The 22963-nt window shown below is 60.4% G+C and carries 23 protein-coding genes; 6 read left to right on the forward strand and 17 right to left on the reverse strand.

The genetic code is table 11. The features are described 5' to 3' along the window. The first annotated feature begins 12 nt into the window (after positions 1 to 12). Positions 13 to 2244 carry a TonB-dependent siderophore receptor gene (locus tag AD948_RS07160; protein ID WP_061471312.1) on the forward strand — a complete coding sequence of 744 codons (2232 nt, stop codon included), beginning with the start codon at positions 13 to 15 and terminating at the stop codon, positions 2242 to 2244. A 79-nt stretch (positions 2245 to 2323) separates the two neighbouring features. Here the strand turns inward: AD948_RS07160 and AD948_RS07165 are convergent, their stop codons facing one another. From AD948_RS07165 to AD948_RS07185, 5 genes are all read right to left on the reverse strand, one after another. Next, a complete protein-coding gene (locus AD948_RS07165) occupies positions 2324 to 3052 on the reverse strand; it encodes a pirin family protein (RefSeq protein ID WP_061471313.1) in 729 nt (242 codons plus the stop codon). Beyond that, positions 3049 to 4641 carry an efflux transporter outer membrane subunit gene (locus AD948_RS07170; RefSeq protein ID WP_408736056.1) on the reverse strand — a complete coding sequence of 531 codons (1593 nt, stop codon included), beginning with the start codon at positions 4639 to 4641 and terminating at the stop codon, positions 3049 to 3051. Before AD948_RS07170 ends, AD948_RS07165 begins: the two co-directional genes overlap by 4 nt. Further along, positions 4628 to 5704, reverse strand: a complete 1077-nt coding sequence (locus AD948_RS07175; protein ID WP_061471314.1) for an HlyD family secretion protein — start codon at positions 5702 to 5704, stop codon at positions 4628 to 4630. The genes AD948_RS07170 and AD948_RS07175 overlap by 14 nt, the downstream gene beginning before the upstream one ends. A 75-nt stretch (positions 5705 to 5779) precedes the next feature. Continuing rightward, positions 5780 to 6808, reverse strand: a complete 1029-nt coding sequence (locus tag AD948_RS07180; RefSeq protein WP_248845958.1) for a ferritin-like domain-containing protein — start codon at positions 6806 to 6808, stop codon at positions 5780 to 5782. Positions 6809 to 6939: 131 nt separating this feature from the next. Continuing rightward, the gene (locus AD948_RS07185) at positions 6940 to 8583 is read right to left on the reverse strand and encodes an MFS transporter (protein WP_061471316.1); all 1644 of its coding nucleotides are present in this window, start codon (positions 8581 to 8583) and stop codon (positions 6940 to 6942) included. A 247-nt stretch (positions 8584 to 8830) separates the two neighbouring features. On the opposite strand from AD948_RS07185, the gene AD948_RS07190 reads away from it, so the two are divergent. Continuing rightward, positions 8831 to 9787 carry a LysR family transcriptional regulator gene (locus AD948_RS07190; RefSeq protein WP_061471317.1) on the forward strand — a complete coding sequence of 319 codons (957 nt, stop codon included), beginning with the start codon at positions 8831 to 8833 and terminating at the stop codon, positions 9785 to 9787. Positions 9788 to 9830: 43 nt separating this feature from the next. Next, a complete protein-coding gene (locus AD948_RS07195) occupies positions 9831 to 10226 on the forward strand; it encodes a hypothetical protein (protein WP_061471318.1) in 396 nt (131 codons plus the stop codon). A 19-nt stretch (positions 10227 to 10245) separates the two neighbouring features. Here AD948_RS07195 and AD948_RS07200 read toward each other — a convergent pair whose 3' ends face one another. Beyond that, positions 10246 to 10953, reverse strand: a complete 708-nt coding sequence (locus AD948_RS07200) for a FadR/GntR family transcriptional regulator (RefSeq protein WP_061471319.1) — start codon at positions 10951 to 10953, stop codon at positions 10246 to 10248. A gap of 80 nt (positions 10954 to 11033) precedes the next feature. Here AD948_RS07200 and AD948_RS17675 point away from each other — a divergent pair, with 80 nt between their 5' ends. Further along, the gene (locus tag AD948_RS17675) at positions 11034 to 11984 is read left to right on the forward strand and encodes a LysR family transcriptional regulator (RefSeq protein WP_082782355.1); all 951 of its coding nucleotides are present in this window, start codon (positions 11034 to 11036) and stop codon (positions 11982 to 11984) included. Here the strand turns inward: AD948_RS17675 and AD948_RS07210 are convergent. From AD948_RS07210 to trbB, 11 genes are read right to left on the reverse strand one after another with little or no spacing between them, the layout of a single operon-like run. After that, the gene (locus AD948_RS07210; RefSeq protein WP_061471321.1) at positions 11902 to 12156 is read right to left on the reverse strand and encodes a DUF2274 domain-containing protein; all 255 of its coding nucleotides are present in this window, start codon (positions 12154 to 12156) and stop codon (positions 11902 to 11904) included. The genes AD948_RS17675 and AD948_RS07210 overlap by 83 nt on opposite strands. Then, positions 12153 to 13298, reverse strand: coding sequence for a TrbI/VirB10 family protein (locus AD948_RS07215; RefSeq protein ID WP_061471322.1), 1146 nt, complete (start codon positions 13296 to 13298; stop codon positions 12153 to 12155). The genes AD948_RS07210 and AD948_RS07215 overlap by 4 nt, the downstream gene beginning before the upstream one ends. Next, complete coding sequence (gene trbG, locus AD948_RS07220; protein WP_061471323.1) at positions 13295 to 14281, reverse strand: P-type conjugative transfer protein TrbG; 987 nt, start codon at positions 14279 to 14281, stop codon at positions 13295 to 13297. The genes AD948_RS07215 and trbG overlap by 4 nt, the downstream gene beginning before the upstream one ends. Further along, a complete protein-coding gene (gene trbF / locus AD948_RS07225) occupies positions 14281 to 14961 on the reverse strand; it encodes a conjugal transfer protein TrbF (RefSeq protein ID WP_061471324.1) in 681 nt (226 codons plus the stop codon). Before trbF ends, trbG begins: the two co-directional genes overlap by 1 nt. A gap of 2 nt (positions 14962 to 14963) precedes the next feature. Beyond that, positions 14964 to 16223 (reverse strand): P-type conjugative transfer protein TrbL, encoded by a 1260-nt coding sequence (gene trbL, locus AD948_RS07230; RefSeq protein WP_061471325.1) that lies wholly within the window; start codon positions 16221 to 16223, stop codon positions 14964 to 14966. Between the two features lie 4 nt (positions 16224 to 16227). Continuing rightward, complete coding sequence (gene trbK-alt, locus AD948_RS17680) at positions 16228 to 16500, reverse strand: putative entry exclusion protein TrbK-alt (RefSeq protein WP_082782356.1); 273 nt, start codon at positions 16498 to 16500, stop codon at positions 16228 to 16230. Then, positions 16500 to 17246 carry a P-type conjugative transfer protein TrbJ gene (gene trbJ / locus AD948_RS07240; RefSeq protein WP_061471327.1) on the reverse strand — a complete coding sequence of 249 codons (747 nt, stop codon included), beginning with the start codon at positions 17244 to 17246 and terminating at the stop codon, positions 16500 to 16502. Before trbJ ends, trbK-alt begins: the two co-directional genes overlap by 1 nt. After that, the gene (gene trbE / locus AD948_RS07245; RefSeq protein WP_061471328.1) at positions 17246 to 19669 is read right to left on the reverse strand and encodes a conjugal transfer protein TrbE; all 2424 of its coding nucleotides are present in this window, start codon (positions 19667 to 19669) and stop codon (positions 17246 to 17248) included. Before trbE ends, trbJ begins: the two co-directional genes overlap by 1 nt. 7 nt (positions 19670 to 19676) lie before the next feature. Then, positions 19677 to 19943: a VirB3 family type IV secretion system protein gene (locus AD948_RS07250; protein WP_061471329.1), complete on the reverse strand. Its 267-nt coding sequence runs from the start codon at positions 19941 to 19943 to the stop codon at positions 19677 to 19679. Then, entirely contained in the window at positions 19943 to 20269 is a 327-nt protein-coding gene (locus AD948_RS07255; RefSeq protein WP_061471330.1) for a TrbC/VirB2 family protein, read from the reverse strand. The genes AD948_RS07250 and AD948_RS07255 overlap by 1 nt, the downstream gene beginning before the upstream one ends. Then, a complete protein-coding gene (gene trbB, locus AD948_RS07260; protein ID WP_082782359.1) occupies positions 20266 to 21234 on the reverse strand; it encodes a P-type conjugative transfer ATPase TrbB in 969 nt (322 codons plus the stop codon). The genes AD948_RS07255 and trbB overlap by 4 nt, the downstream gene beginning before the upstream one ends. Positions 21235 to 21447: 213 nt before the next feature. On the opposite strand from trbB, the gene AD948_RS07265 reads away from it, so the two are divergent. Beyond that, positions 21448 to 21717 (forward strand): HU family DNA-binding protein, encoded by a 270-nt coding sequence (locus AD948_RS07265; protein WP_061471332.1) that lies wholly within the window; start codon positions 21448 to 21450, stop codon positions 21715 to 21717. Positions 21718 to 21963: 246 nt separating this feature from the next. Then, entirely contained in the window at positions 21964 to 22959 is a 996-nt protein-coding gene (locus AD948_RS07270) for a restriction endonuclease (protein WP_061471333.1), read from the forward strand. Positions 22960 to 22963: the final 4 nt, after the last annotated feature.

Here is a 22963-nt window from a genome sequence, read left to right on the forward strand (position 1 = left end):
GACAGACCCTCAATGACCCAATTGATATGCGGATGTGATCACACGACCCGTAAGCGCCGCGGGGGCAACGCTTTTCATGACGGACGCAATCCATTTTTCTGCATTCTGCTGGGATGTGGTGTGGCTCTGCCCTGCATTGGGCAGGCTGCTGAAGACAAGACTCACGACAGAAAACTGAAAACAGAAACGATCGTGGTACGCGCGCAGTATCAGCACAAAGCGAAAGGATACGTTGCATTCGACAGCAGTACTGCCACCAAGACGGATACTCCACTCCGTGAAATTCCACAGTCCATTTCCGTCATCACGCGACAACAAATGGATGATCAGGTCACTCAGAACGTCGCACAGGCGTTACGATACACGGCAGGCGTCTATTCCGAACCACGCAGCGACACGATATTCGATACAACATTCATGCGTGGGTTCGGTGGCTTCGCGACATCCGCCAATTACGTGGGCTTCCTGGACGGCATACAGTTACAACAGGGACAAGGATGGGCCATTCCAACGGTAGATCCTTCCACCCTTGACCGGGTGGACGTGCTACGCGGCCCAGCTTCCGTGCTCTATGGAGATGCCAGTCCTGGTGGCATCATCAACCTCGACAGCAAACTTCCGTCTCTTTCCGCCCCCCGGCAGGTTGCGATCGAAAGCGGCAGTCGCAACAGGATACAGGGCACATTCGATGTCGGCGGTGCCCTGACGAGCGATCAGACGCTCCTTTATCGGGTCAGCGGCCTGGGGCGTCGGGTCGATAGCCAGATGCGGGACGCAAAAGAGCAACGACTGGCTCTTACGCCCACACTGACCTGGAAAGCTACGCCACGAGTAAGCGTTGATTTTGCACTCAATGTCCAACGTGATCCGGATAATAACTTTGCAGGCTGGATCCCCGCACAGGGGAGTGTTCTGCCTGGCCCGCACGGGCGCATTTCCACGAAATTCAATCCGAGCCAGTCAAACTACGATGGCTACAACCGAACACAGATCATGCCGGAATACCGGGTAAAATATCACTTTCTTCGAGGATGGACCCTACAGCAAACCGCTCGCTACGAATATCTGAATACGAGCTTCAAGGGACTTGCAGTCAATTTTTCCAATCCCTACGACACTGATGGAAATCTCAATCGTTACTCATCCTGGTCACGTGCTGATCTCAACGGTGTGGTGACTGACACACGTGTGGAAGGGCATGTGACATCAGGACCACTCCAGCACCGCATTCTTGCCGGCGTAACCTATGACCGGTCGGAATCGTCAATGCGTCAGTCGGCTTACGGGCTGGTCTCGGCACTTGATTATAGCGCGCCCGTCTATGATGCCACCATTGTGCCTCCTGCGCTGGCCCAGAGCACAAGGCAGGACTCTCAACGTATCGGGGGTTACATACAGGACCAGATCAGGTTCGGTCACTGGTCCCTGCTTTTGGGCGGCCGCCATGACTGGCTTACCATAAGGACGCGAGATCGGCTTTCCGATACGACAAGCACCCAAAATAATTCAGCATTTACCGGACGTGCCGGGCTTGTCTATCTTTTTGAAAACGGATTATCGCCATACGTGAGTTATTCGACATCCTTCCAGCCAGTTGCGGGCGTCGATTATGAGGAGAAAGCTTTCCAGCCGACCCGGGCCAGTCAGGTTGAAGGTGGCATCAAATACCAGCCTGTCGGTTATAACAGCTTCCTGACAGTCGCTGCCTACGACATCAATGAACGGCACGTCAGTACTACAGATCCGGCTCATCCCTACTACTCCGTCCAGCGCGGTGGCGTACGTTCCTGGGGCGTCGAGTTCGAAGCCCATGCAGCACTCACAGATAATCTGGGATTGATTGCGTCCTACAGCTATACGGATCCGACTGTTACACATGATCCGGATGCCAGTCTGATCGGAAAACGCCTCTATGCCGTGCCCAGACATATGGCTTCGCTTTGGGCGAATTATGCCGTCACCTGGGGACATCTGCAGGGCATCAACGTCAGCGGGGGCGTCCGATATGTTGGTTCAAGCGCAGGCGATGAGACCAACAGCTTTACGGTTCCCGGCGTAGTACTGTTTGACACAACATTGCGCTACGATCTCTCCCGCCTGTCACCCAGCCTTCATGGATGGTCCCTGATGTTCAATGGCACCAACCTTTTCGACCGGAAATATGTGTCATCATGCTTTTCGGCGGGAGGATGTTTCTACGGAAACCGGCGGATGTTCAAAACCGCCGTTTCGTTCCGATGGTAAACTCGAAGCTATCGTTATCACAAAAATCACTGGCGCTGTCAGTTGACAGCTATACGGAACCCCAAAAGTAACCCTGCTTTCAGTCGGTATCAATCAGTAGGACGATGGTATCGGTCGCTCCCAGGAGCCTCACCTCTGTTTCGTTATAAATTTCCGCTCCCGATCCGCTACTGACAGACTGGTCATTGACCCTTACCATGCCCGAAAGCGCAACGAGGTAAAGCCGCCGTCCCGCTCCTGTGGTGTAATACGTCATAACTCCCGACTGCAGCGCCATCCCCATGACCCGCGTAGAAGCACGAAGCGGGAGTGGTTCGTCTGCTTCCCCGCTATCGGTATCCTCGGGTGAATCTGCGGCAAAGCCGCTCGCCAGAATGGCGAGCGCATTCTGACCATGCCGGACCGGACGGTGATGAACCACACTCTCCGGCACCCCGCCCTCCTCGTCCGGCAGCAGCCATACCTGAATGAATGAAGAGTCCGGACTGGCGGCCCACCACGTCGCGTCCTGAATTCCCTGCCCTGCACTGAGCAGATGGATATCGCCCTCTTGAAGCTGATGCGGTGCCTGACCGTCAACTTCGGCAAAAAAAGTGCCCTTGAGAACAATTGTGACAATATCCCGGGCATCCTCTTCTCCCAGCCGGAACTCGGCAAAAGGCTCGAAAACGGCGGTATTGATCGCACGTATCTGTCCCCAATGAACGTGAGCAAGGTCACGGTATTCCGCGAAAGAGAAATGACAGCGAATGGTCACGCCAGGCTGCGTCACCGTCCCGAGATCCCGGGCGGGGCGAAGGGTGATCATGATTTTCCCTTTGGTGCTGATGTCGAGCCTGCAGCATAACGTCGCGCCTGAACCGGGAACTGCCGTTCCCATCCGCCACCGAGCGCACGGTAGAGACGAGCGACCGAAGTGGAGACGCTGGTTGTGGCCTGCACGAGCTGGTTCTGGGTCGCCAGAAGTGCGTTCTGCAAGGTCAGGACATTCAGGAAGTCAGATGATCCCTGCACATACTGGGCCTGAGCGGTTTGCACGGCGATCTCGTTTTCCTTCACGGCTTCCGCGAGACGATCCCTCTGGTTCTGCGCCGCCGAGAGATCAGCCATGGCGTCGTCGATTTCCTGCCAGGCCTTCAGCACCGTGCGCTGGAGCATGACAGCGGCTTCCCTTTGCTGCGCTTTGCGCAGGCGTAGCTGACCTGTCAGGCGTCCGCCTTCAAAAATCGGTAGTGTCGCTGTCGGTCCGAACCCATACTGTCGCGACGCCCAAGATCCCAGCCCGCTGAACTGGAGCGCCTGCACATCCAGACTTCCCGATAGCGTGACGCGCGGGAAGAAATCGGCAATGGCCACACCGATATTGGCTGTCGCAGCGTGCAGACGCTCTTCCGCCATACGAATATCCGGCCGCCGTTCGGCCAGCTCGGACGGGAGACCCACCGGCACCGACACTGGCACGGGAGGAACCGGTGCGGGTTTGCCGAGCTGCGCCGTGAGGGCACCGGGTTCACGCGCCACCAGAAAACTCAGCGCGTTGATCAGATGCACTTCCTGGCTTTTCAGAGCGGGAAGACGCGATTCAAAACTGTGCAGCTGTCCGGTAGAATCCGCAACGTCCAGGCGGGTGGCAGCTCCTTGGGTGAAACGCAACGTTGTCAGTTGCACGCTATGGCGCGCGATCCCGATATTGTTTTCGACAATTCCGATCTGGGCCTGCACCCCGCGCAGTTCGAGGTAGTCCTGCGCGGTTTCTGCCATGAGCGACACCAGTACATCGCGTCGCATATCTTCGGTTGCACGCATTGCGGCCGTCGCAGCCTCGACCTGCCGGCGGACGTGTCCCCAGAAATCCACCTCCCACGAGGCGTTCATACCGTATTGTGGCAGGTTGAAGGATGAAGCGCCTGCAGATCCCGGAAGGCGTGTGGGACCAAACCCCTGCGTTCCACTCGCGATTGACCCTGCCCCCTGTTCTTCCATGGTGCCGAGCAGACCCAGGACACCGTTGGGACTGGCCCGTTCCCGCGCATAGGAGGCATTGGCTTCGGCGTGCGGGAACTGGGCGGCGCTCGCAATCCTGCGCTCCGCCATGCTCTGGGCGAAGCGATAGGCAGCCGCCCGCAGGTCTAGGTTGGCCTCGGCCACCTGATGTTCAAGCGCGGTCAGGACGGGATCATTGTAGATGGTCCACCATTCCGGGTCGAGCTGTGCCTGCACCGGATGACTTTCAGCGGGCGCGACACTCTGGTGCCAGGATGCTGGTGAGGCCGGTGGGGATCTATGGTAATCAGGTCCGACCGTACATCCTGCCATGGGCAGACCGAGAGCCAGCCACGCGGCGAGGCGAGAGCGCATTGAACGCGCGGCGGCGATCATCGCTTTATTGCCAGACATAGCGCTCATCCCTGGCCTTGCTGCCTTCCGGCGTTGAGGACGTGTCGATCCGGACCTCAACGGACATGCCCACCCGCACACGGGCCGCCAGTGGCTGACCGGGATCAAAGGTTACACGGACCGGCAGGCGCTGGACGACCTTGGTAAAGTTCCCGGTAGCATTGTCTGGCTGGATGGGAGCGAACGCGACACCGGTTGCAGGCGGTATGCTGTCCACATGGGCGCGGAGCAGATGTCCGGGGAACGTATCCACCCAAACCGTGGCTTTCTGCCCCGGCAATACACGAGTGAGCTGCGTCTCCTGGAAATGCGCCACGACAAAGGCATCCTGCACGGGCACCACGGCCATGAGCGCGGTCCCGGCATGAACGTAATTGCCGACGCGTACGCCTCGCACACCCACGACACCATTGATGGGCGCAGGGATCGTGCAGTAGGACAGATCCAGTTCCGCCTGACGCAGTTCTCCCTCTGCCCGGACGAGGCTTCCTTTTGCCCGGTCAAGTTGTGCGGTCAGAACTGTCACCTGGTCTTTTGCGGCCTGAACTCCAGCCTGATCCCTGATCAACGTCGCGACAGTCTGGCGCGTCCCGGATGCCGTTCGCTGGCGCTGCTCGACCGTGCCAGCACCTCCCGCGGACAGGTTTCGATAACGCGCTTCATCCTGACGGGCGAATTCGAGGGCTGCCTCGTCGGCCTGTACTGTTGCGGCGGCCGCCGCGATGACTGCGTTCTGCCTGTCCAGTTCAGCCTGCAGATTGGCGATGTCCGCCCGCGCGACCGCGACGTTTCCCTGTGCTACTTTCAACGCGGCGCGATAATCATCGTCCTCGATATGGGCGAGTTCTTCACCGGTATGGACCCGTTCATTATCCTGCGCCTGCACATGATCGATACGGCCCGAGACTTTTGGGGCAACCAGCGTGGAATAAGCCGTGACATAAGCATCATTGGTTTCGACATGGACGCCATTACCGAGAATGAGGTGGTCTGCGAACCAGGCGGCGGCGCCAAGACCGACGACGCCTGCGCCGATCAGCATGAGGTTTCGTGTTCGTGACATTTCAGCTCCAGAAATCCCCGACAGCGCACCTGAGCCAGTGCGTCAGCGAGACAGGCAGGATGTTGGCAAAGGCGGTCACATCGTCCGCGCGTAAAGAACCAGAAGGCCCGCAAAGCAGAGGCCACCGACCTTCTCGACGAGGCTGGGTCGTGACGCGGCAACTGTTGGGGTCTTTGAACGGGGGAGAACGTATCGGAGGCATCGGGAGAGGGCCGGTGTCATCCGGGGTCTACGCAGCCTCGCATCGTACCCCGCAAACCGCCGCTCGTTCTCGTCCAGGCAAATGCCCAGAAGCTCCCGCAGGCTGACGTCGATGCTGGACACGTCTTTTGCGCCAGATACGGTGAAATTCGCGTCCTGCTCGCGCATATTACCGTCGGCATCCATGCATCTGACCATGCCGATCCGCTCCCATGCGAGAAACAGCCAGACACCGAGCACCCGGGTTTCAAACCATGGACGCTTCCACAGCGGCAGGGTGGCGCGATGCCACGCAAGCCAGTTGGCGAACAGAAGGATATGGCGGCACTCTTCCTGCATGACCGGCTCGAACGTCTCGACCAGTTCGGCGGGAAAGAAGCCGGAACGCTTTGCCAGTTCGAACAGACCGAACGCAAAGAAGCTGTCCACGCATTCGGAAAAACCTGTGACCATATAGGCCCATTCGGTATCACGCGGGGTGATGTATGGCGGCTCCTTGGCCATCGGAATCCCATAGGCCTCGACCAAGCGGGAGAGCACTTCCTTATGACGATTTTCCTCCCACGCGTTCCGGGCGATGGCGTCCTTCATGTCAGGGTCAGCAATAGTCGCGGCGTAGGCCGCCATCCTGAGGCGCGCCTTGCCTTCGGTTTCAACGGCGATGTCCCAGATCGGCAGGGATGTGATGCGTCGCAATGTAGCAGGATCAAGCCGGGGCCAGTCGATGACGGAAGGCCGGTATGGATTGAACGTATCGCGGAACATGCGCGACACCGCGCGCTTATGGGCGAGACTGCCAGGCCTCAGGGAGCCCGGTTCACTACTCTGCCAGTGCCGCGCGTGATAATCGGCATTGGCGAGCGCCTTGGTCCCGGCGTGAGCAATATCCGCGGCCTGAGGCATGTCTCCATAAATCCGTTCAAGATCAGCCCTGAATGCTTCGATGCTTTCATCGGGTGATGGGATGTTTTTAAGCTCAGAAGTAGAGCGTGGCACGGGATGCATCCTGTCTGACATGATTTCGATCCTGTGGCTTATTTGGCCGGGGCGCTGGCTGACGGCGCGCGTGGAGGATAAACCCGCTGGGGCAGGAACATATTGAGGATAATGAAAGCGGCACAGAGCCCGACCATCACGTAATAGATGTCCGCGCACGCCAGTACGAGAGACTGCTCGGCGACCTTGCCGTGGAGAAGAACCTGTGTATTCCGCGCCAGACGATCAGGGTCGGCGATGTGGGGAGCAAGCAACTCACTGGCGGGATCGCCCATCCCTTCCAGGGCATTCTGATTATAACCGTAAGTATCCAGCAACATAGTGGAGTGATATTGCTCCCGCCGGCGCAGAAGCGCTGCGATGACACCAGCAGCAATGGCATTGGCAAATCCCTTGGTCATGTTGAACATGCCCGAGATGAAGGGGCCATCCGCCGGTCCGAGGCCCATGGTCGCCAGCATCAGGATCGAAATGACCATCATCGGCTGGCTAGCGACCTGCATCAGCTGGACAATATAGAAATTCTCACGCACCCAGTCTGAATCGATCCATGTCCCCAGCCAGTAGGATGCGCCCTGTATGGCCAGCCCGGCCATGAGTACGATCCGGCAATCAACTTTGCGGATATTACAGAGCGCAGACACCAGTGGCAGCGCGATCAGTTGGGGAACGGCCAGAATCAGCGCGATGGGCGCAGTCTGGATGGGGCGGTATCCCCTCACCTCTTCAAGGTAAACCGAGGGGATCTCGATGGTGACAACACAAAGAACGAGCACGGCCGCCAGGGTCAGCAGGGAGTCCGAGACATTTCTCTGCTTAAGCAACTGAATCCGGAAGAACGGCAGTGGATGGAACCATTCATTGATAATGAAAAGAATAAATAGAAAGCCACCGCCACAGAACAGATGTGTAATAAGCGGTGAGCGGAACCAGTCGAGCCGGTCGCCCTGTTCGAGAGCAATGACCAGCGAGCAGATCGCGGGCAGACCGGTCAGCAGTCCCCTCCAGTCGAACTGCCTGAAGCGCTCCAGCCGCAGCGGATCCTGCGGCAGCCCCCATGCCACACAGATCATCGAGATCACACAGAGTGGAACGATCTGCCAGAACAGGAACTGCCAGCCCACATATTCAAACCAGAAGCCCGCCAGCGGCACGCCGAGATTGGGACCAAAGGTCGCAGTCAGGGCATAGGCGCCAAGACCATAAATCTTGATGTTGGGCGGGAGGAAGCGCAGCGCCACCGTCATCAGCATGGGGGGCAGGCAGCCACAGGCAAAACCCTGCAGGCTACGCAGAATGAGAAGAGCGCCAAGGTTCGGCATAAAAGGAGCAGCGAGCCCAAGCACCCCAACCATTCCTGTCATGACGATGGTCAGACGTCGGATCGAAAACGTCACGGAACACCATGGTGCAAAGGCCATCGCCGAAATATTGAAGGCCTCGAACAGGGCTATAATCCACGTACCCTCGTCGTGCCCTATATGGAGTTGCCCCTTGATATCAGCCAGCGCCATTTCGGTTGTATGCTCGTTGAAACCGGCCAGCAGCACGGCCAGCAGTACGCCGATCAGGCCAGTGGCGAGACGCAGGCCGAAAGCTGGACCTTTCGGAGGCGGTGGAGGTGGCGCAGCAGGTGCCGGTGCAGCCACCACTTCCGCAGGAGAAAGGTCGATCCGGGTCAAACGACGCCTCTTTAATTTGCGATAGGTATGTCTGCGGCGACTGTGATCGCAACGCCCGGGATCGGGAACGCTCAAATATGAAAATATGTCTCTCATGAACCGTAACGGTAAGAACGCATAAAATTATTGCAGTGTCCTCATGCTTATGGCAGGGTCGCTTGCCTTAAACATCCTATGTTCCCATCTATTATGACATTGCCAGACAGACGGGTATGAACCGCCTTCAGTGCGCGGGAGGACTCTATTGATGACGCGTGGCTACGACTTGAACCTGTTACACGCCATGAATGTTCTGATTGAGGAATCGAGCGTTACGGGTGCCGCCCAGCGTCTTCAGGTCAGTGCGGCGACAATCAGCCGTACCCTGTCCAAGATCAGGGCAACCTTCGATGACCCAATACTTGTACAGATGGGCCGCAACATGGTACCGACACCCCGCGCGCTCCAGATGCAGCCGCGCATTAGCCGTATCCTCGCGGGCATGCATGACCTGATGCGCAGAGACGAGGAACTGGATTTTACGGACATAAAACCTGTCTTCACGATCCGGGCCGCAGATGTAGTCGTGGGACCATTCGCGACGAAGCTGCTTCAGACCTTGCGGGGAGACTGTCCAGACGCTGCCATTGTTTTTGCCAGTGAAACCGACGGCGACGATAGCGACGCTCTGCGGCGTGGGGCGATCGACCTGTATATCGGTGCAACCGAAAACCTGCGGCCGGAAATTATGCGGCAGACACTCTTCGAAAGCCGTTTTCATGGGGTCGTGCGTGCAGGCCATCCGATTCTGCTTGGTGAGATCACGCCCCAGTCACTGGTTCAATACGACCACATCAGTGTGTCACGTCGCAGCCGACGACATGGTCCCATTGATGACGCGCTGCAGGAAGAATTCGGCCTTAACCGGAACGTGGCCCTTCTCGTTCCCTCGTATTACACCGCGATGCAGGGCCTGCACCGGACCGATCTGATCCTCCCGGTGCCCGATGTAGCGATGAACCGCGACACACTGGACCGTCTTGGATTGTACGCCTTTCCCCTCCCACTTAAACTCGCACCCGTTAATGTCTTTCAGGCATGGCATCCCCGCCACGATTCAGATGTGGTGCATCGATGGCTGCGTCGCACCGTTCTCACGGTAACGAACGGATGGCGCAATCGCTCACATGAAGCTGCCCCAACGCCAGACATCCTCATTCATTAAAAAGGTCGGATGACCCGTCCTTTGTATATTATGGAGAATAGGCATGACTCTTTCTGACGCTTCGGGATTACTCAACACAAGCGATTTTCCGCTGGTCTGCCTGAACCCGAACCAGATGGTCCCGGGTTACGCGACAAACTGGAAGGGGGAGATGACCGCCCTTCTGGAGCGCGGCACCCCGTTTGCCCTGATTTACCCCCCTGCTCCGGAAGAGGATCACGAGGACAGAAAGGAACGAGGACTCTGGCTTAAAACAAACCGCGAGCCCCTTTCCAGATTATGCCGGGTCATGATCCTGATTGAACCCGATGCGATACGACGTTCGGCTCTCGAAAAGATGTTCCCGGGTACGGAACGCGCGTTCGGTGTTCCTCAGATGGCCACGGCGACAAAAACTGAAGCAGAAGTCCTCGCCCGCCATGCTCTGGCCAGCAGGTAGATGAACCGTGACGCGCGGCTCAGTCACTGTTCCCAGTATGATCAGAAAAAGCATGCACGAGCGGCCGGACAACCGCGCTGGCAGCACGAGCTGCGCGCGCGCCGTCTCCCTGCTCTATTGCCCGGAATATCCGTTCATGAGCGGCATAACCGGGTTCAGGCAGGCCATGCTCTTCCATGACAGCACGCCCTGCCTGACGCGCCGCGACAAGAAAGTATCGGTAAAGTTCAATCAGAGCTTCATTGTGGGTCGCTTCGGCGACCGCAAGATGAAATGCCGTATCTGCTTTCAAAAACCGATCAAGATCACTGCCCTCAGCCCACTCGCCGCGCGCCTTGAGTGTTTTCTCCAGCTTCCGAATGTCCCTGGCGGTCCGATGTTGCGCAGCCAGCCTGGCCGCTTCCGTTTCCAGAATGACACGCAGTTCAAAATGATCCCGGAGGCTGGATCGCGTGACGCGCCGCATGACTGCGGCAGGATCAAGTTCAAAGCGGACATAGGTTCCGTCCCCCTGCCGAACTTCCAGCACATCAGCATGGGACAAGACACGAATAGCCTCCCGCACCGTATTCCGCCCAACCTGCAGCATCTCGGCAAGTTCGGTTTCTTTTGGGATACGCTCTCCAACAGGCCACGCCCCGCTTTCAATTTTTTCCCGCATGGCATCAATCGCACAGTCAACGAGAGAGCGACGGGGAAGTTGGGAAAGTGAGGATGATCCAGACATAGGAGGAATTATAGCCCAAAAATTGACCTTGTCCCACGAAGATACGGAGCAAATCATAAGATCGACGGGATGAATTGGTGATGCAACGCTTCCATTCATTGAGTCTACGCGACCTTCATAGCCTGCTCGTTCTCGACGCCACCCATAGTCTGGGCCGTGCTGCCACTGCTCTCGATGTATCCGTCGCCGCACTGAGCCGCCGCCTGACGCGGATCGAGGACTCGCTGGGAATCACGCTTTTCGAACGGGGCACAGGGGGGACCGTGGTCACCAAGCCCGGGCGGCAGGTTCTCCGGCATGCTCGTCGAATCATGACAGAAGCCAATCATCTCGTGACCATTATAGCCAATGAAGCTGATTTGCCGGACGGTGAAATCCGTATTGGGGTCGCGCGGCCGCCACTTCATCCCGCAATTGAGGCGTGGTTTCGGGCTTGGAACGAGCGCTATCCAAGAACGCGCATTGGCCTCTACGTACCCGACGGCGAAAGCATAGCTGCTTCGCTGGTCAAGCGACACGTTGACGCAGCAATTTTACCGGATTGTGTAATCAACGACACTATGGCGTCGTTCATTTTATATAATGACAAGCTTCTCGCGGTTCTGCCAGAGGAGCATCACCTGGCGAAGCTGCCCACTCTACCAATAGCCAAGATCATGAAGGAGCGACTTCTGGTCCCAGTCGATCCACATGAAGAACGACGCAACCATTTTAAACTCGACGCATTTGATCAACATGGGCATCTCGTGGTCCATACAGGCGGGATAATTACTCTTTTGTCGCAAGTGCGCTCCGGCGCGGGTATTGGGCTAACCAACACCGCGTGTCGTGATCTTCTGCCCTCTGGCCTCGCATTTCGCCCGATATCGGGCCTCGACGATAGCTTCAATGTACATTTGGCCTGGCGTGCCGAATCCGAGGATGCTTTCCTTGGTCGATTTGTAAGCTTCATGCGCACGCTGACCCGGACCCGCTCGCCTCCTTCTTTTGCGCGCGGCGTCGACGTTGGAAAGCCCGATCCCCCTCCATGAAACGAGCCAACATCGGCGCGATCAATTTCGGTGGCGTGATCTCGACCTGACCGCTTTCACGCGCCAGCAACCGCCCGTAGTCAACCAGATCACGATGTACGGCGGCTGGCAGCTCAATGGTCAGCCGCACCGGTTTGTCATTCTCAATCGGCCCAAGCCTAAGCTTCGTCATTTCGATGCCTCCTTTCCGTATGGAGAGAGAACCAGATCGCGATGCACCATCACCCGCACCGGAAAGCCCGGCCGGATTGTGTTGGTCGGCTGGATATTCAGCGAACGTCCGACGATCTGCTCGCCGATCTGGTTGAAGCCCTGTGAGCCGCCGGTGCGCAACGCCTGGGCGATGCCGTTGCCGCCGCTGATATCGGCCTCGGAGCCGATGCTGAGCACGGTCGAGACCAACGCTGCCTTGAACACCTCGCCCCAGTGGTTGTCGGTCTGGTCCTGCAATCCGGCAAACCCTGCCGCATCGGCAGCCGGCTCGTTCTCCAGCACAATCGAATCATTCGCACCGCGCATCAGCCGGATCCAGACCAGCAGTACCCGTTTCTGGCCATAGGAGATCTGGGAATCATAGCGGCCGATCAGCGTCGCGCCCTGCGGGATCAGCAGAATATGGCCGGTCGGGCTGTCATAGACATTCTCCGTCACCTGCGCCGTGACCTCGCCGGGCAGGTCGGAGCGGATGCCGGTAATCAGCGCGCCGGAAATGATCGATCCCGCCTGGATTACATATGGGCTGGGAGCGGGAGTCAGACGCCCAGCGCTGACGGTACGCTGGTCGACCGGGCCATCGAGAAACGCCTGGTTGCGATCGGTGGAAACACCGGCTGCCGGAACCGGGGTGGCACCAGCCGTCACCGGGGCGGCGCTGTTTCGCCCGACCTGCGTCTGGGTGAAGAGATGGCTGACCCGTGCGGCTTCCTGCTCCTGGGCGATACGCTGTTTCTCCGGATCGGCGGGCACCGCCGGTGTCGCCATACCGGGAGCGCCAACGCCCGCTTTGAGCAGCGGTCGACCAAGATCACCGGGCAGCGGAGCCCCGAGCCGCGGCGGATGGGTATAATCGCCCGGTAGATTGGCCAGCCCGTCCGGCGTGGTGCGGCTGCCAGTATTATAGAGTTCGGCATTACTCTTCGGAGGCGTCGGCTTCAACGCCAGATAGAGCGCACCGCCGATGCCGGCTACGGCGACAACTGACAAGCCGAGGATCACCTTGCGCGACAGGCGCGTGACGGGCGGCCGCGTTATCCGCAGCCGCATCTCGCCCGGCGGCCTAACAGGAGGCGCTGGTGTCTCGGCGCTTTCGCTCATGACCGCCGCGTCCCGTCGGTGCGGACGATACGCACGATCTGCTGGTGCTTGGCGCCAAGGCGCAGTTCGGCGGCGCCAAACAGGCGATCGACAATCATCCGGTTGCCGCGCACGCGATAGTTCACGAGTTGACCGTCACCCTGCGGGCCGATCACCCAGAGCGGCGGCATCTCCCCTTGGGCGATGCCGGTCGGAAACTCGATGAAGACCTGCCGCCCGTCGTCGAAGGCCCGCAATGGCCGCCATGGCGCCTCGTCGCCCTCGATCCGGTAGCGGAAATTCAGCGCATCGAGATCGACGCCCGTCGCGACCGGAGTGCCAAGGTCGGCATCGCGATCCTGGCCGCGCAGGGCGACGATCTGGTCCTGCGGATAGTCCCAGGACACCGAGGCCATATAGGTCCGCTCGTCGGAACACAGTTCCAGATGGTAGGTGCGCCGGTCGGTATTGATGACCAGGTTGCTGGTGAGGTCCGGTCGGGTCGGCTTGAGCAGGATATGAATGCGTTTCGACGCCCCTGCCCCACTTTCCGTGTCACCGATGATCCAGCGCACGGTATCGCCGGCGGCGACCGGGCCAGCACCCACCAGTTTTTCGCCGGGTTGCAGCGCGATATCGGTGATCTCGCCGGGGGCGGCGTAGAGTTGATAGAGCGCACCCTCGGAGAACGGATAGACCTGGATCGCGTTGAGATAGCCGGCCCGCGTCGGCTGGATCCGCGCCGCGCTGTTGGCACGCTCGACCCGCTGATGGGGATCCATCGGTTCCGCCGCCGCATGCCGGGACGGAATTGACTTGAGCTGCCCCGGCAGCGGCAAGGGCTCGGGGAGTGCCACCACCTGCACCGGCTTGGGCGGCTCCGGGGTGAGAACTGCCTGGCGGGGCGTATCGTCGTACCGGATGGCAGGCGGCTTCCATGAGGAGCAGGCCGCCAGCGGCGCCAGCAGGATCATGAACGGCGCGATTGTGTTGAGGGTGCGCATCAGCCGAGTTCCCTGGACCAGTTGAGGGCGTGGATGTAGATGCCGAGCGGGTTCTTGCGCAGCCGCTCGGCATCGGTCGGGGTGGTGACGACGATGGTGAGGATCGCGCTCCAGCGCTCGGTGGTGGCCAGCGCGCCGTCGACATAGCGGCGCTCGATCCACTCCACCCGGAAGCTGTCGTCGGAGGCGCGGATGACGCTGGCGATCTCGATCGCAACCTGCATCCTGCCGATCCGGCTGAACGGATCGTTGGTGCGGGCATAATCATTCAGGGCCAGCGCGCCGCGATCGGTGACGTAGTTATAGGCATCGAGCCAGTTCTGCCGCAGCACCACCGGATCGGCCGGGATGCCGCGCACCTCGGAAATGAAGCGTGCGAGATACCAGGCGATCTGCGGATCGGTCGGCCGATAGGCGGCCGTCGCCGGCCCCACGGCCTGCGCCTGCCCGAGATGGTCGATCTGCACCACCCACGGCGTGATGGTACCTCGCGCCGACTGCCAGACCAGCCCGGCCGCCAGGCCGCCGCTCAAAGCGAGGCAACCGAAGAAGGCCAATCGCCAGTTGCGGGCCTGGACACGGGCCGAGCCGATACGGTCGTCCCAGATTTGTGCGGCCTTGTGATAGGGCGTCTCGGGTTCTGGTGTTTTGCCGAACCTTATGGTGGGGCGGCGGAACATGGTTATTCTCCCTCCGAGAGATCGACATCGTGGCCGCCACTGGGCCGATCGCCGCCCTTGATCGCCTGCGCGGCGGCGTCAGCCCCGCCCCTGATCCGGTTGTTGCGCTGCATCCGGCTCGCCCAGGCTGGCGGCTTGCCGGGCGCCCCTGCTCCACCGCCAGCACCCGAAGCGGTCGCACCACCCGCGCCGCCGGTCGCTGCGGCCCCGCCGGCCTGATAGCTGGTGCGGACACTGGCCGCCGCCCTGCGCAACGGACTGGCGGCGGCAGACAATCCAGTCTTGGCGACACCGGCCGCGCCGCCAGCCCGATAGGCGGCGGTGGCCCCGCCCGCGACAAAAGCGCCGCCACGCACGGCTGCCGCCGCAGCCCCCACGGCCAGTCTGGCCCCGGACGCGGCAGCGACGCCGGTGCCAACCACACCGGCGGCCGTGGCGACAGCGGATCCCGCACCCAGTTGGGGACCACCGGCGATCAGCCCGTTGGCCAATGCCGGGCCGAACACGGTCAGCCCCAGCAACGTCAGGGAGGCGAGGATCAGGGTCAGCGCGTCATTGATGGTCGGCGGGTTGTTGAAACCGCTGGTGAACTGGTCGAACACCGTCGACCCGATACCAACGATGACGGCGAGCATCAGCACCTTGATCCCGGACGACACCACATTGCCCAGCACCTTCTCCGCAAGGAAAGAGGTACGACCGAACAGCCCGAAGGGCACCAGCACGAACCCTGCCAGGGTGGTCAGCTTGAACTCGATCAGCGCCACAAAGAGCTGGATCGCCATGACGAAGAAGCTGATGACCACGATCAGCCAGGCGATCAGCAACACGGCGATCTGGATAGCGTTGTTAAAGATGGCGACGAAGCCGACCAGCGAGGAGATCGAGGTCAGGATCGGCCTGCCGGCGTCTATGCCGACCTGCGCCAGCCGCCCCGGCTGGAGCAACTGTGCCTGGGTGAGATGCCCGCCCCCAGCCTCGATCCCGAGGCCTGCGAAGGATTCATAGATGATCCGTGCCAGCCCGTTGAAATTGCCGATGATGAAAGCAAACAGGCCGATGAACAGGGTCTTGCGGATCAGCCGCGCCAGCACGTCTTCATCCGGCGCCAGCGCCCAGAACAGCCCGGCCAAGGTGATGTCGATTGTGATCAGGGTCGCAGCGAGCCAGTGGACGTCGCCCTGCACCAGACCGAACCCGGAATCGATATACTGGGTGAAAATGGCAAGGAAATTGTCGATGACGCCGGTGCCCTGCTGCATGGTATCACCGTGCGGTTTCGGGTGCGAAGAAGCGCTTACGGTTCTCGGCCCAGATCGCTTCGCAGGTCGGATCGCGGTCAGCCTTCATGCCGAGGGCCTGGCAGCGCACCAGACCGGCGGCCAACCGGTCACGCGATCCCGGCGGCCCGAGATCGGGCACGCCGACGTTATGGGAGACGTGCCGAAGGTGGAGGCTGGCGGCGATCAGGATCAGCACGACAAACCCGACGGCCACGAGCCGGAAGATGATCGGCGGGGAGAGACGTAACCCGCGCATCAGTGGAACATCTGCGCGGAGCCAGGCGTGTAGCCGGTCCCGTAATTGAGGAAATTCGCCAGTTGCGCCCTGCCTTGCTCCTCGCTTTCCACCTGACGCGCGCCGTCCAGTGCCTGGGCGCGGCCCATCGCCGTGACAACAGCGGTGAGGTCAGCAAGCTGGCGCGTCTGCAGCGCGGCAAGCTGGTTGCCCGATTGCGCGGCCTGCAGGGCGCCGGTCGCGGACTGGCTGGACGTGACCAGACTGTCGATCTGGCTGCGCGTGGCATCAAGATTCTGCACCGCGCCGGTCTGCACACGCAGCCCGTCCTGATAGCCGCCTCGGGCGTTCTGCCATCGTGTCTGCGCATCGGCCGTCATCTGCGCCGCTGAGGTCGGACTACCCAGCGCTTGGGGATAGGTCTGGGTGAAGGCCTGATTGATGCTGCTCAGATTATAGGAAAGCCCCTGGGCCTGACCGACGATCTGCTCCGTCTGCTGGATTGATTGCTCCAGCGGCGCCAGCACCGAGAGCGGCAGGTTGGCGAGGTTGCGGGCCTGGTTCTCCAGCATGGTTGCTTCGTTGAGCAGGCTCTGCGCCTGCTGGTTGACCTGCTGCAATTCCCGGGCGGCGGTGAGAACATTCTGCACATGATTGGCTGCGTCATAGACCGCCCATTGCGCATGGGCCGGTGCGCTTAGGGCAAGCGGTAGCACCAGGACAGCGCCGAACACGAAAACTGATTTCATTGTCGGTATGTTTTTCATTAACCTTCTCCCGAACTGAGCATCTCCACCGCCCATTCGACACCCTTGTGTGCCAGCCAGGCAGCCGCAAACCCGTCGCGCCCATGCCGGGCGAAGATCCGGTCGATGGCGGCCTGGTCGTCGGGCGAAGATGCGGCGGTGAGGGCCAGGGCCACTTCGGACAGGCCGAGGTCGAACAGCCGGTTGCCCCGCCGGGACTGGCAGTAATAGTCACGCTTGGGCGTCGCCCGGCTGAGGATCTCGATCTGGCGGTCGTTCAGACCGAAACGGCGATAGATCGCGGTGATCTGCGGCTCCAGCGCCCGGTCGTTGGGCAGGAACACCCGTGTCGGGCAGCTTTCGATCAGCGCCGGCGCGATGGGGCTGGCGTCGATATCGGCCAGCGACTGGGTGGCAAAGATGACGGAGGCGTTCTTCTTGCGCAGCGTCTTCAGCCATTCCCGCAACTGTCCGGCGAAGGCGCGGTCATCCAGCGCCAACCAGCCCTCGTCGATGATCAGCAGCGTCGGGCTGCCATCGAACCGGTCCTCTATGCGATGAAACAGATAGGACAACACGGCGGACGCGGCACCCGAGCCGATCAGCCCCTCGATCTCGAAGGCCTGGATATCGGCGACGCCCAGTCGCTCATGCTCGGCGTCGAGCAGGCTGCCCCACGACCCGCCGACACAATAAGGTTGCAATGCCTGCTTCAAGGCCAGCGACTGGAGCAGCGCCGACAGGCCAGTGATGGTGCGTTCCGCAACCGGGGCCGAGGCCAGCGAGGTCAGTGCCGACCACAGATGCTCCTTGAGATCGGGCGCGACAGTGATCCCCTCGCGCTCCAGCAGGGTCGCGACCCATTCCGCCGCCCAGGCCCGTTCGCCTGGCTCGTCGATGCGCGCCAGTGGCTGCAACGCGACGGGATCGTTCACGTCCTGCGCCAGCGCGCCACCGAGATCGTGCCAGTCGCCCCCCATCGCAAGCGTGGCCGCGCGGATCGAGCCACCGAAATCGAAGGCGAAAATCCGAGCACCGGCATAGCGGCGGAACTGCATCGCCATGAAGGCCAGCAGCACCGACTTGCCGGCACCCGTCGGCCCGGCGATCAACGTGTGGCCAACATCACCGACGTGGAGTGCGAAGCGGAACGGGGTCGAGCCTTCGGTGCGGGCATAGAACAGCGGCGGAGCATCGAAATGCCCGTCCCGCTCCGGCCCCGCCCACACTGCGGAGAGCGGGATCATATGGGCGAGGTTCAGGGTCGAGACGCAGGGCTGGCGGACATTGGCGTAGACATGGCCCGGCAGACTGCCGAACCAGGCCTCTATGGCGTTCACCGTCTCACACATGCAGGTGAAGTCGCGGCCCTGGATCGTCTTCTCCACCAGACGCAGCCGATCGGCCGCCATCACGGGATCCTCGTCCCACACCGTGACGGTGGCGGTGACGTAGGCCTGCCCGACCTGGTCGGTGCCGAGTTCCTGCAAGGCGGCATCGGCGTCGGCGGCCTTGTTGGCGGCGTCGGAATCCAGCAGCACCGAGGCCTCGTTGGTCATCACCTCCTTGAGGATGGCCATGATCGATTTGCGCTTGGCGAACCATTGCCGACGGATCCGGCCCAGCGCTTTTGTTGCATCGGTGCGATCAAGGCAGATCGCGCGCGTCGACCAGCGATAGGGAAAGGCCAGCCGATTCAGCTCGTCCAGCAGCCCCGGCCAGGTCTGGGTGGGGAAACCGGTGATGGTGAGCGTGCGCAGATGCGCATCGCCCAATCGGGGCTCCAGCCCGCCAGTCAGTTCCTCGTCGACCAGGACGGCATCGAGGTGCATCGGGATTTCCGGCACCCGGACCCTCTGCATCCGCGTGGAGATGCAGGAATGGAGATAAGTCAGGGTTTCGCTGTCATCGAGCCAATCGGCTTCCGACATGAAACCATCAAGCAGGGCCAGCACCCGGTCGGTCTGGTCGATGAAGCCTGCGACCACCGCCCGCCAACCGGAGCCGCCACGGGCACGGTTCTCGTAGAGCCAGGCCTCCGCGCGGGCGGCATCGTCCGCCGGCGGTAGCCAGACCAGTGTCAGGAAATAGCAGCTCTCGTAATGCGCGCCCTCTTCCTCGAACTGTGCCCGGCGCTCGGCGTCGACCAGTTCGGAGGCCGGATCGGGGAACGGGCCGGACGGATAGCCCCGCGCAGGGCGGCGTTGCGCCTCGACGAAAATAGCCCAGCCGGAACCGAGACGGCGCAGCGCGTTGTTGAGCCGCGAGGTGATGGCGACCAGTTCGGACGCCGTCGAGGAGTCCAGGTCGGGACCGCGAAACTGCGCCGTGCGCTGGAAGGCGCCATCCTTGTTCAGCACCACGCCCCTGGCGACCAGCGCCGCCCAGGGCAGGAAATCGGCGAGGCGGTCGCGGCGATGGCGGTATTCGGCGAGGTTCATCATGGCGCCCTCACCCGACCAGATGGGTAGGATAGCGCAGATGCCGACGCACCACGTCGACGAAGGCGGGATCGCGCTTCGCGGCCCAGACGGCGGCGAGGTGACCGATCAGCCAGAAGAGCCCACCCGCAATCCATAGCCGCAGGCCGAGCCCGATTGCCGCCGCCAGCGTGCCGTTGACGATCGCCACCGTGCGCGGCGCCCCGCCGAGCAGGATCGGCTCGATCAGCGCGCGATGCACCGGGGCGGTGAAGCCGGAAATGCTGTCCGGCTCCATCAGATCAGCGCCCCACCCGAGAAGGAGAAGAAGGACAGGAAAAAGCTGGAGGCGGCGAAAGCGATCGACAGACCGAAGACGATCTGGATCAGGCGACGAAAGCCGCCCGAGGTTTCGCCGAAAGCCAGGGTCAGACCGGTCACGGTGATGATGATCACCGAGATGATCTTGGCCACCGGCCCCTGCACACTTTCCAGGATCTGGTTGAGCGGCTCCTCCCACGGCATGCTCGAACCGGCGGCATAGGCCGGGGCCGACAGCAGGGCGAGCGAGAGGATTGCGCCGGCCACGGCAAAGCGGCGACGCACGGCGATCATGCGGGTCATGACGGGTCTCCGGCGGATGTGAGGATGTAGTCTCCATCGGGGCTCAGGCCCTGGACGGTGGCGAGTTCGGCCAGCCGGCGCACGCTGCCGCGCCCGGACAAAACCGCGATGACATCGATGGTCTCGGCGATCAGGGCGTGCGGCACGGTGACGACGGCTTCCTGGATCAGCTGCTCCAGCCGGCGCAGAGCACCGATCGCCGAACCGGCATGCAGGGTGCCGACGCCGCCGGGATGGCCGGTGCCCCAGGCCTTGAGCAAGTCGAGCGCCTCGGCGCCACGTACCTCGCCGATGGGAATCCGGTCGGGGCGCAGGCGCAGCGAGGAACGCACCAGATCGGAAAGCGAGGCCGCGCCGTCTTTCGTGCGCAGCGCGACCAGATTGGGGGCCGCGCATTGCAGTTCGCGGGTATCCTCGATCAGCACCACCCGGTCGCCGGTCTGGGCGATCTCAGCCAGCAGGGCGTTGACCAGCGTGGTCTTGCCGGTGGAGGTGCCACCAGCGACCAGGATGTTCTGCCGCTCCGCGACGGCGCGGCGCAGAAATTCGGCCTGTGTGGCGGTCATGATACCGGCGGCCACATAATCGTCGAGCGAGAACACCGCGACCGCCGGCCGCCGGATGGCAAAGCAGGGTGCTGCCACCACCGGGGGCACCAGCCCCTCGAACCGCTCCCCGCTTCCCGGCAGTTCGGCAGAAACGCGCGGGCGGCCGGGATGCACCTCGACGCCGACATGATGGGCAACCAGGCGGACAATCCGCTCGGCGTCGGTAGGTGCGATCCGGGTGCCGGTGTCCTCCATGCCGCCAGCCAACCGGTCGATCCACAGCCGACCGTCGGGATTGAGCATCACCTCGACGATCGATGGATCATCGAGGTGACCTGCAATCGCTGGCCCAAGGGCGGTGCGCAGCATGCGCGTGCCTCGGGCGACGGCTTCGGAGCGGAAGGGAGCGATAGACACCAAGAACCCCGCGATTGGCCTCCCGTGAGAGGCAATTGATCAACGGGGTCGATTAGAAAGAGGCATGAACACAGAAGCGCAACAAGTCTCTTGGCTCGTAGGGCGCTGGGATAGAAGAACTTGCATAGGGGTATGTTGCCGTTTGGGCGGTGACGGGGCGACAGGGCGCTGCTACCGTTTTCTGGAATCGACCACGACACGGATCCGCCCCGCATGAGCAAAGCCTTCATTGCCGCCGTTCTTCAGGACTCGCTGGACTGCACCGGCGTTGCCGCCACCAAGGCGGCCGATGACCTGGTGGGGGCCATTGTCGCCGAACTGAAGCAGGGGGGCGGGTTCACGCTGCCGTCGTTCGGGACGTTCACCGTCCACAAGACCAAGGCCCGCAAGGCGCTCAATCCCCGCACCGGCGAACCGGTGAAGGTCAAGGCCGGCAAGACCGTGCGCTTCAAGGCCAGCCCGGTGCTGAAGAAAGCAGTCTGATTGGTTTCATTATCCAATCGCCGCCAGACGATAATGCTTGGAAATGGGCACCAGGAGGTTGGTGACTTACGTCCTTATCTGGAACACATGAACTTCAAATCCGGTTCGCGCAAAGCGGACACAAACAAGTCAACCTGCGTCTCTCTGGATCTATCCATCCTAATTACATAATGCCTTAAAAAGATGGTTGATAATCTCATCATACTTCGCAGGCGGTACCTGCATTTATTTTCAAAAGGAATACAAATGAACGCAGCGCAAGCACGGCAGATTTTACAGGGATTGGATGAAGATGAACCAGCAGTGTTGCCAGTTTCTGTTCTAAAAAATCTTAATGTGAACGATATTCCAGATGGTTGCGGATTTCAAATCGGTACTATCGAAGATAGAATGCATAAAATAGATTGGAATGGAACCATTTACCGACGTGGCCCAAATTTGGTCGGAGAAGCCGACCATACATGGACCCGCAAGTATTGGTATTCTCCGATTGGTCTGGAACAGTATCTTGATCTTGTCCGTCGAGCCGTAGAGGCACGGCAAAAATCTTGTGGCGACGTTGCGATAACCTATCAAGATGATGATGGGGCATATATCGTGCTACGTTTCGAAATAATGACGACCGAAACCAATTTGGGTCTGGCTTACGCAGCTATAGTCAAAGTTAGCCATCAAGTCGAAGAAGCTGCCAATGCTGCGTCGGATGAAATTGGCGAGCGTATATCAGAAATAGCTTCTCGCCTGTCCGGTTGGGGATCAGAAAATCTAGATACCCTTGTTGATTCTGTAGAAACCGCATCGACAAATCAAGATAAGGGGCGATCTTTGGAGGAGCTTTGCAGCAGACTATTTGAAACGGTTGATGGCATGTCAGTCACTCAGCGAATACTTACTGAAACGGAAGAAATTGATATTTCGATTGCAAATGGAAGCGAAGATTCCCGTTTCAAACGAGAAGGAGCAATCATTCTCGCTGAGTGTAAAAACTGGTCTGGAAAATGCGGAAAAAATGAATTTGTCGTATTTCGGTCTAAAGTTGAAAATCGCAGTCGGAGAGCAACACTAGGTTTTCTAATTTCGTGGAATGGATTCACTGAAACAATTACAAAAGAAATGCTAAGAGGCAGCCGTGAAGAGATATTAATCGTACCACTTACAGGTAATGACTTACGTGAAGCTGTTCGGAACATGAATTTCTCTCAAATATTGACCAAGGCATGGGATAAAGCAGTTTCATTATAAATTA

Source organism: Acetobacter senegalensis (assembly GCF_001580995.1).
Classification (GTDB): Bacteria; Pseudomonadota; Alphaproteobacteria; order Acetobacterales; family Acetobacteraceae; genus Acetobacter; species Acetobacter senegalensis.

What these genes read in the sequence shown, in the direction of transcription:
- AD948_RS07160 (WP_061471312.1), top strand. Translation starts at nt 13, where the DNA reads ATGACCCAATTGATATGCGGATGTGATCACACGACCCGTAAGCGCCGC.
- AD948_RS07165 (WP_061471313.1), bottom strand. Translation starts at nt 3,052, where the DNA reads ATGATCACCCTTCGCCCCGCCCGGGATCTCGGGACGGTGACGCAGCCT.
- AD948_RS07170 (WP_408736056.1), bottom strand. Translation starts at nt 4,641, where the DNA reads ATGTCTGGCAATAAAGCGATGATCGCCGCCGCGCGTTCAATGCGCTCT.
- AD948_RS07175 (WP_061471314.1), bottom strand. Translation starts at nt 5,704, where the DNA reads ATGTCACGAACACGAAACCTCATGCTGATCGGCGCAGGCGTCGTCGGT.
- AD948_RS07180 (WP_248845958.1), bottom strand. Translation starts at nt 6,808, where the DNA reads ATGCCTCAGGCCGCGGATATTGCTCACGCCGGGACCAAGGCGCTCGCC.
- AD948_RS07190 (WP_061471317.1), top strand. Translation starts at nt 8,831, where the DNA reads ATGACGCGTGGCTACGACTTGAACCTGTTACACGCCATGAATGTTCTG.
- AD948_RS07195 (WP_061471318.1), top strand. Translation starts at nt 9,831, where the DNA reads ATGACTCTTTCTGACGCTTCGGGATTACTCAACACAAGCGATTTTCCG.
- AD948_RS07200 (WP_061471319.1), bottom strand. Translation starts at nt 10,953, where the DNA reads ATGTCTGGATCATCCTCACTTTCCCAACTTCCCCGTCGCTCTCTCGTT.
- AD948_RS17675 (WP_082782355.1), top strand. Translation starts at nt 11,034, where the DNA reads ATGCAACGCTTCCATTCATTGAGTCTACGCGACCTTCATAGCCTGCTC.
- AD948_RS07210 (WP_061471321.1), bottom strand. Translation starts at nt 12,156, where the DNA reads ATGACGAAGCTTAGGCTTGGGCCGATTGAGAATGACAAACCGGTGCGG.
- AD948_RS07215 (WP_061471322.1), bottom strand. Translation starts at nt 13,298, where the DNA reads ATGAGCGAAAGCGCCGAGACACCAGCGCCTCCTGTTAGGCCGCCGGGC.
- trbG (WP_061471323.1), bottom strand. Translation starts at nt 14,281, where the DNA reads ATGCGCACCCTCAACACAATCGCGCCGTTCATGATCCTGCTGGCGCCG.
- trbF (WP_061471324.1), bottom strand. Translation starts at nt 14,961, where the DNA reads ATGTTCCGCCGCCCCACCATAAGGTTCGGCAAAACACCAGAACCCGAG.
- trbL (WP_061471325.1), bottom strand. Translation starts at nt 16,223, where the DNA reads ATGCAGCAGGGCACCGGCGTCATCGACAATTTCCTTGCCATTTTCACC.
- trbK-alt (WP_082782356.1), bottom strand. Translation starts at nt 16,500, where the DNA reads ATGCGCGGGTTACGTCTCTCCCCGCCGATCATCTTCCGGCTCGTGGCC.
- trbJ (WP_061471327.1), bottom strand. Translation starts at nt 17,246, where the DNA reads ATGAAAAACATACCGACAATGAAATCAGTTTTCGTGTTCGGCGCTGTC.
- trbE (WP_061471328.1), bottom strand. Translation starts at nt 19,669, where the DNA reads ATGATGAACCTCGCCGAATACCGCCATCGCCGCGACCGCCTCGCCGAT.
- AD948_RS07250 (WP_061471329.1), bottom strand. Translation starts at nt 19,943, where the DNA reads ATGGAGCCGGACAGCATTTCCGGCTTCACCGCCCCGGTGCATCGCGCG.
- AD948_RS07255 (WP_061471330.1), bottom strand. Translation starts at nt 20,269, where the DNA reads ATGACCCGCATGATCGCCGTGCGTCGCCGCTTTGCCGTGGCCGGCGCA.
- AD948_RS07265 (WP_061471332.1), top strand. Translation starts at nt 21,448, where the DNA reads ATGAGCAAAGCCTTCATTGCCGCCGTTCTTCAGGACTCGCTGGACTGC.
- AD948_RS07270 (WP_061471333.1), top strand. Translation starts at nt 21,964, where the DNA reads ATGAACGCAGCGCAAGCACGGCAGATTTTACAGGGATTGGATGAAGAT.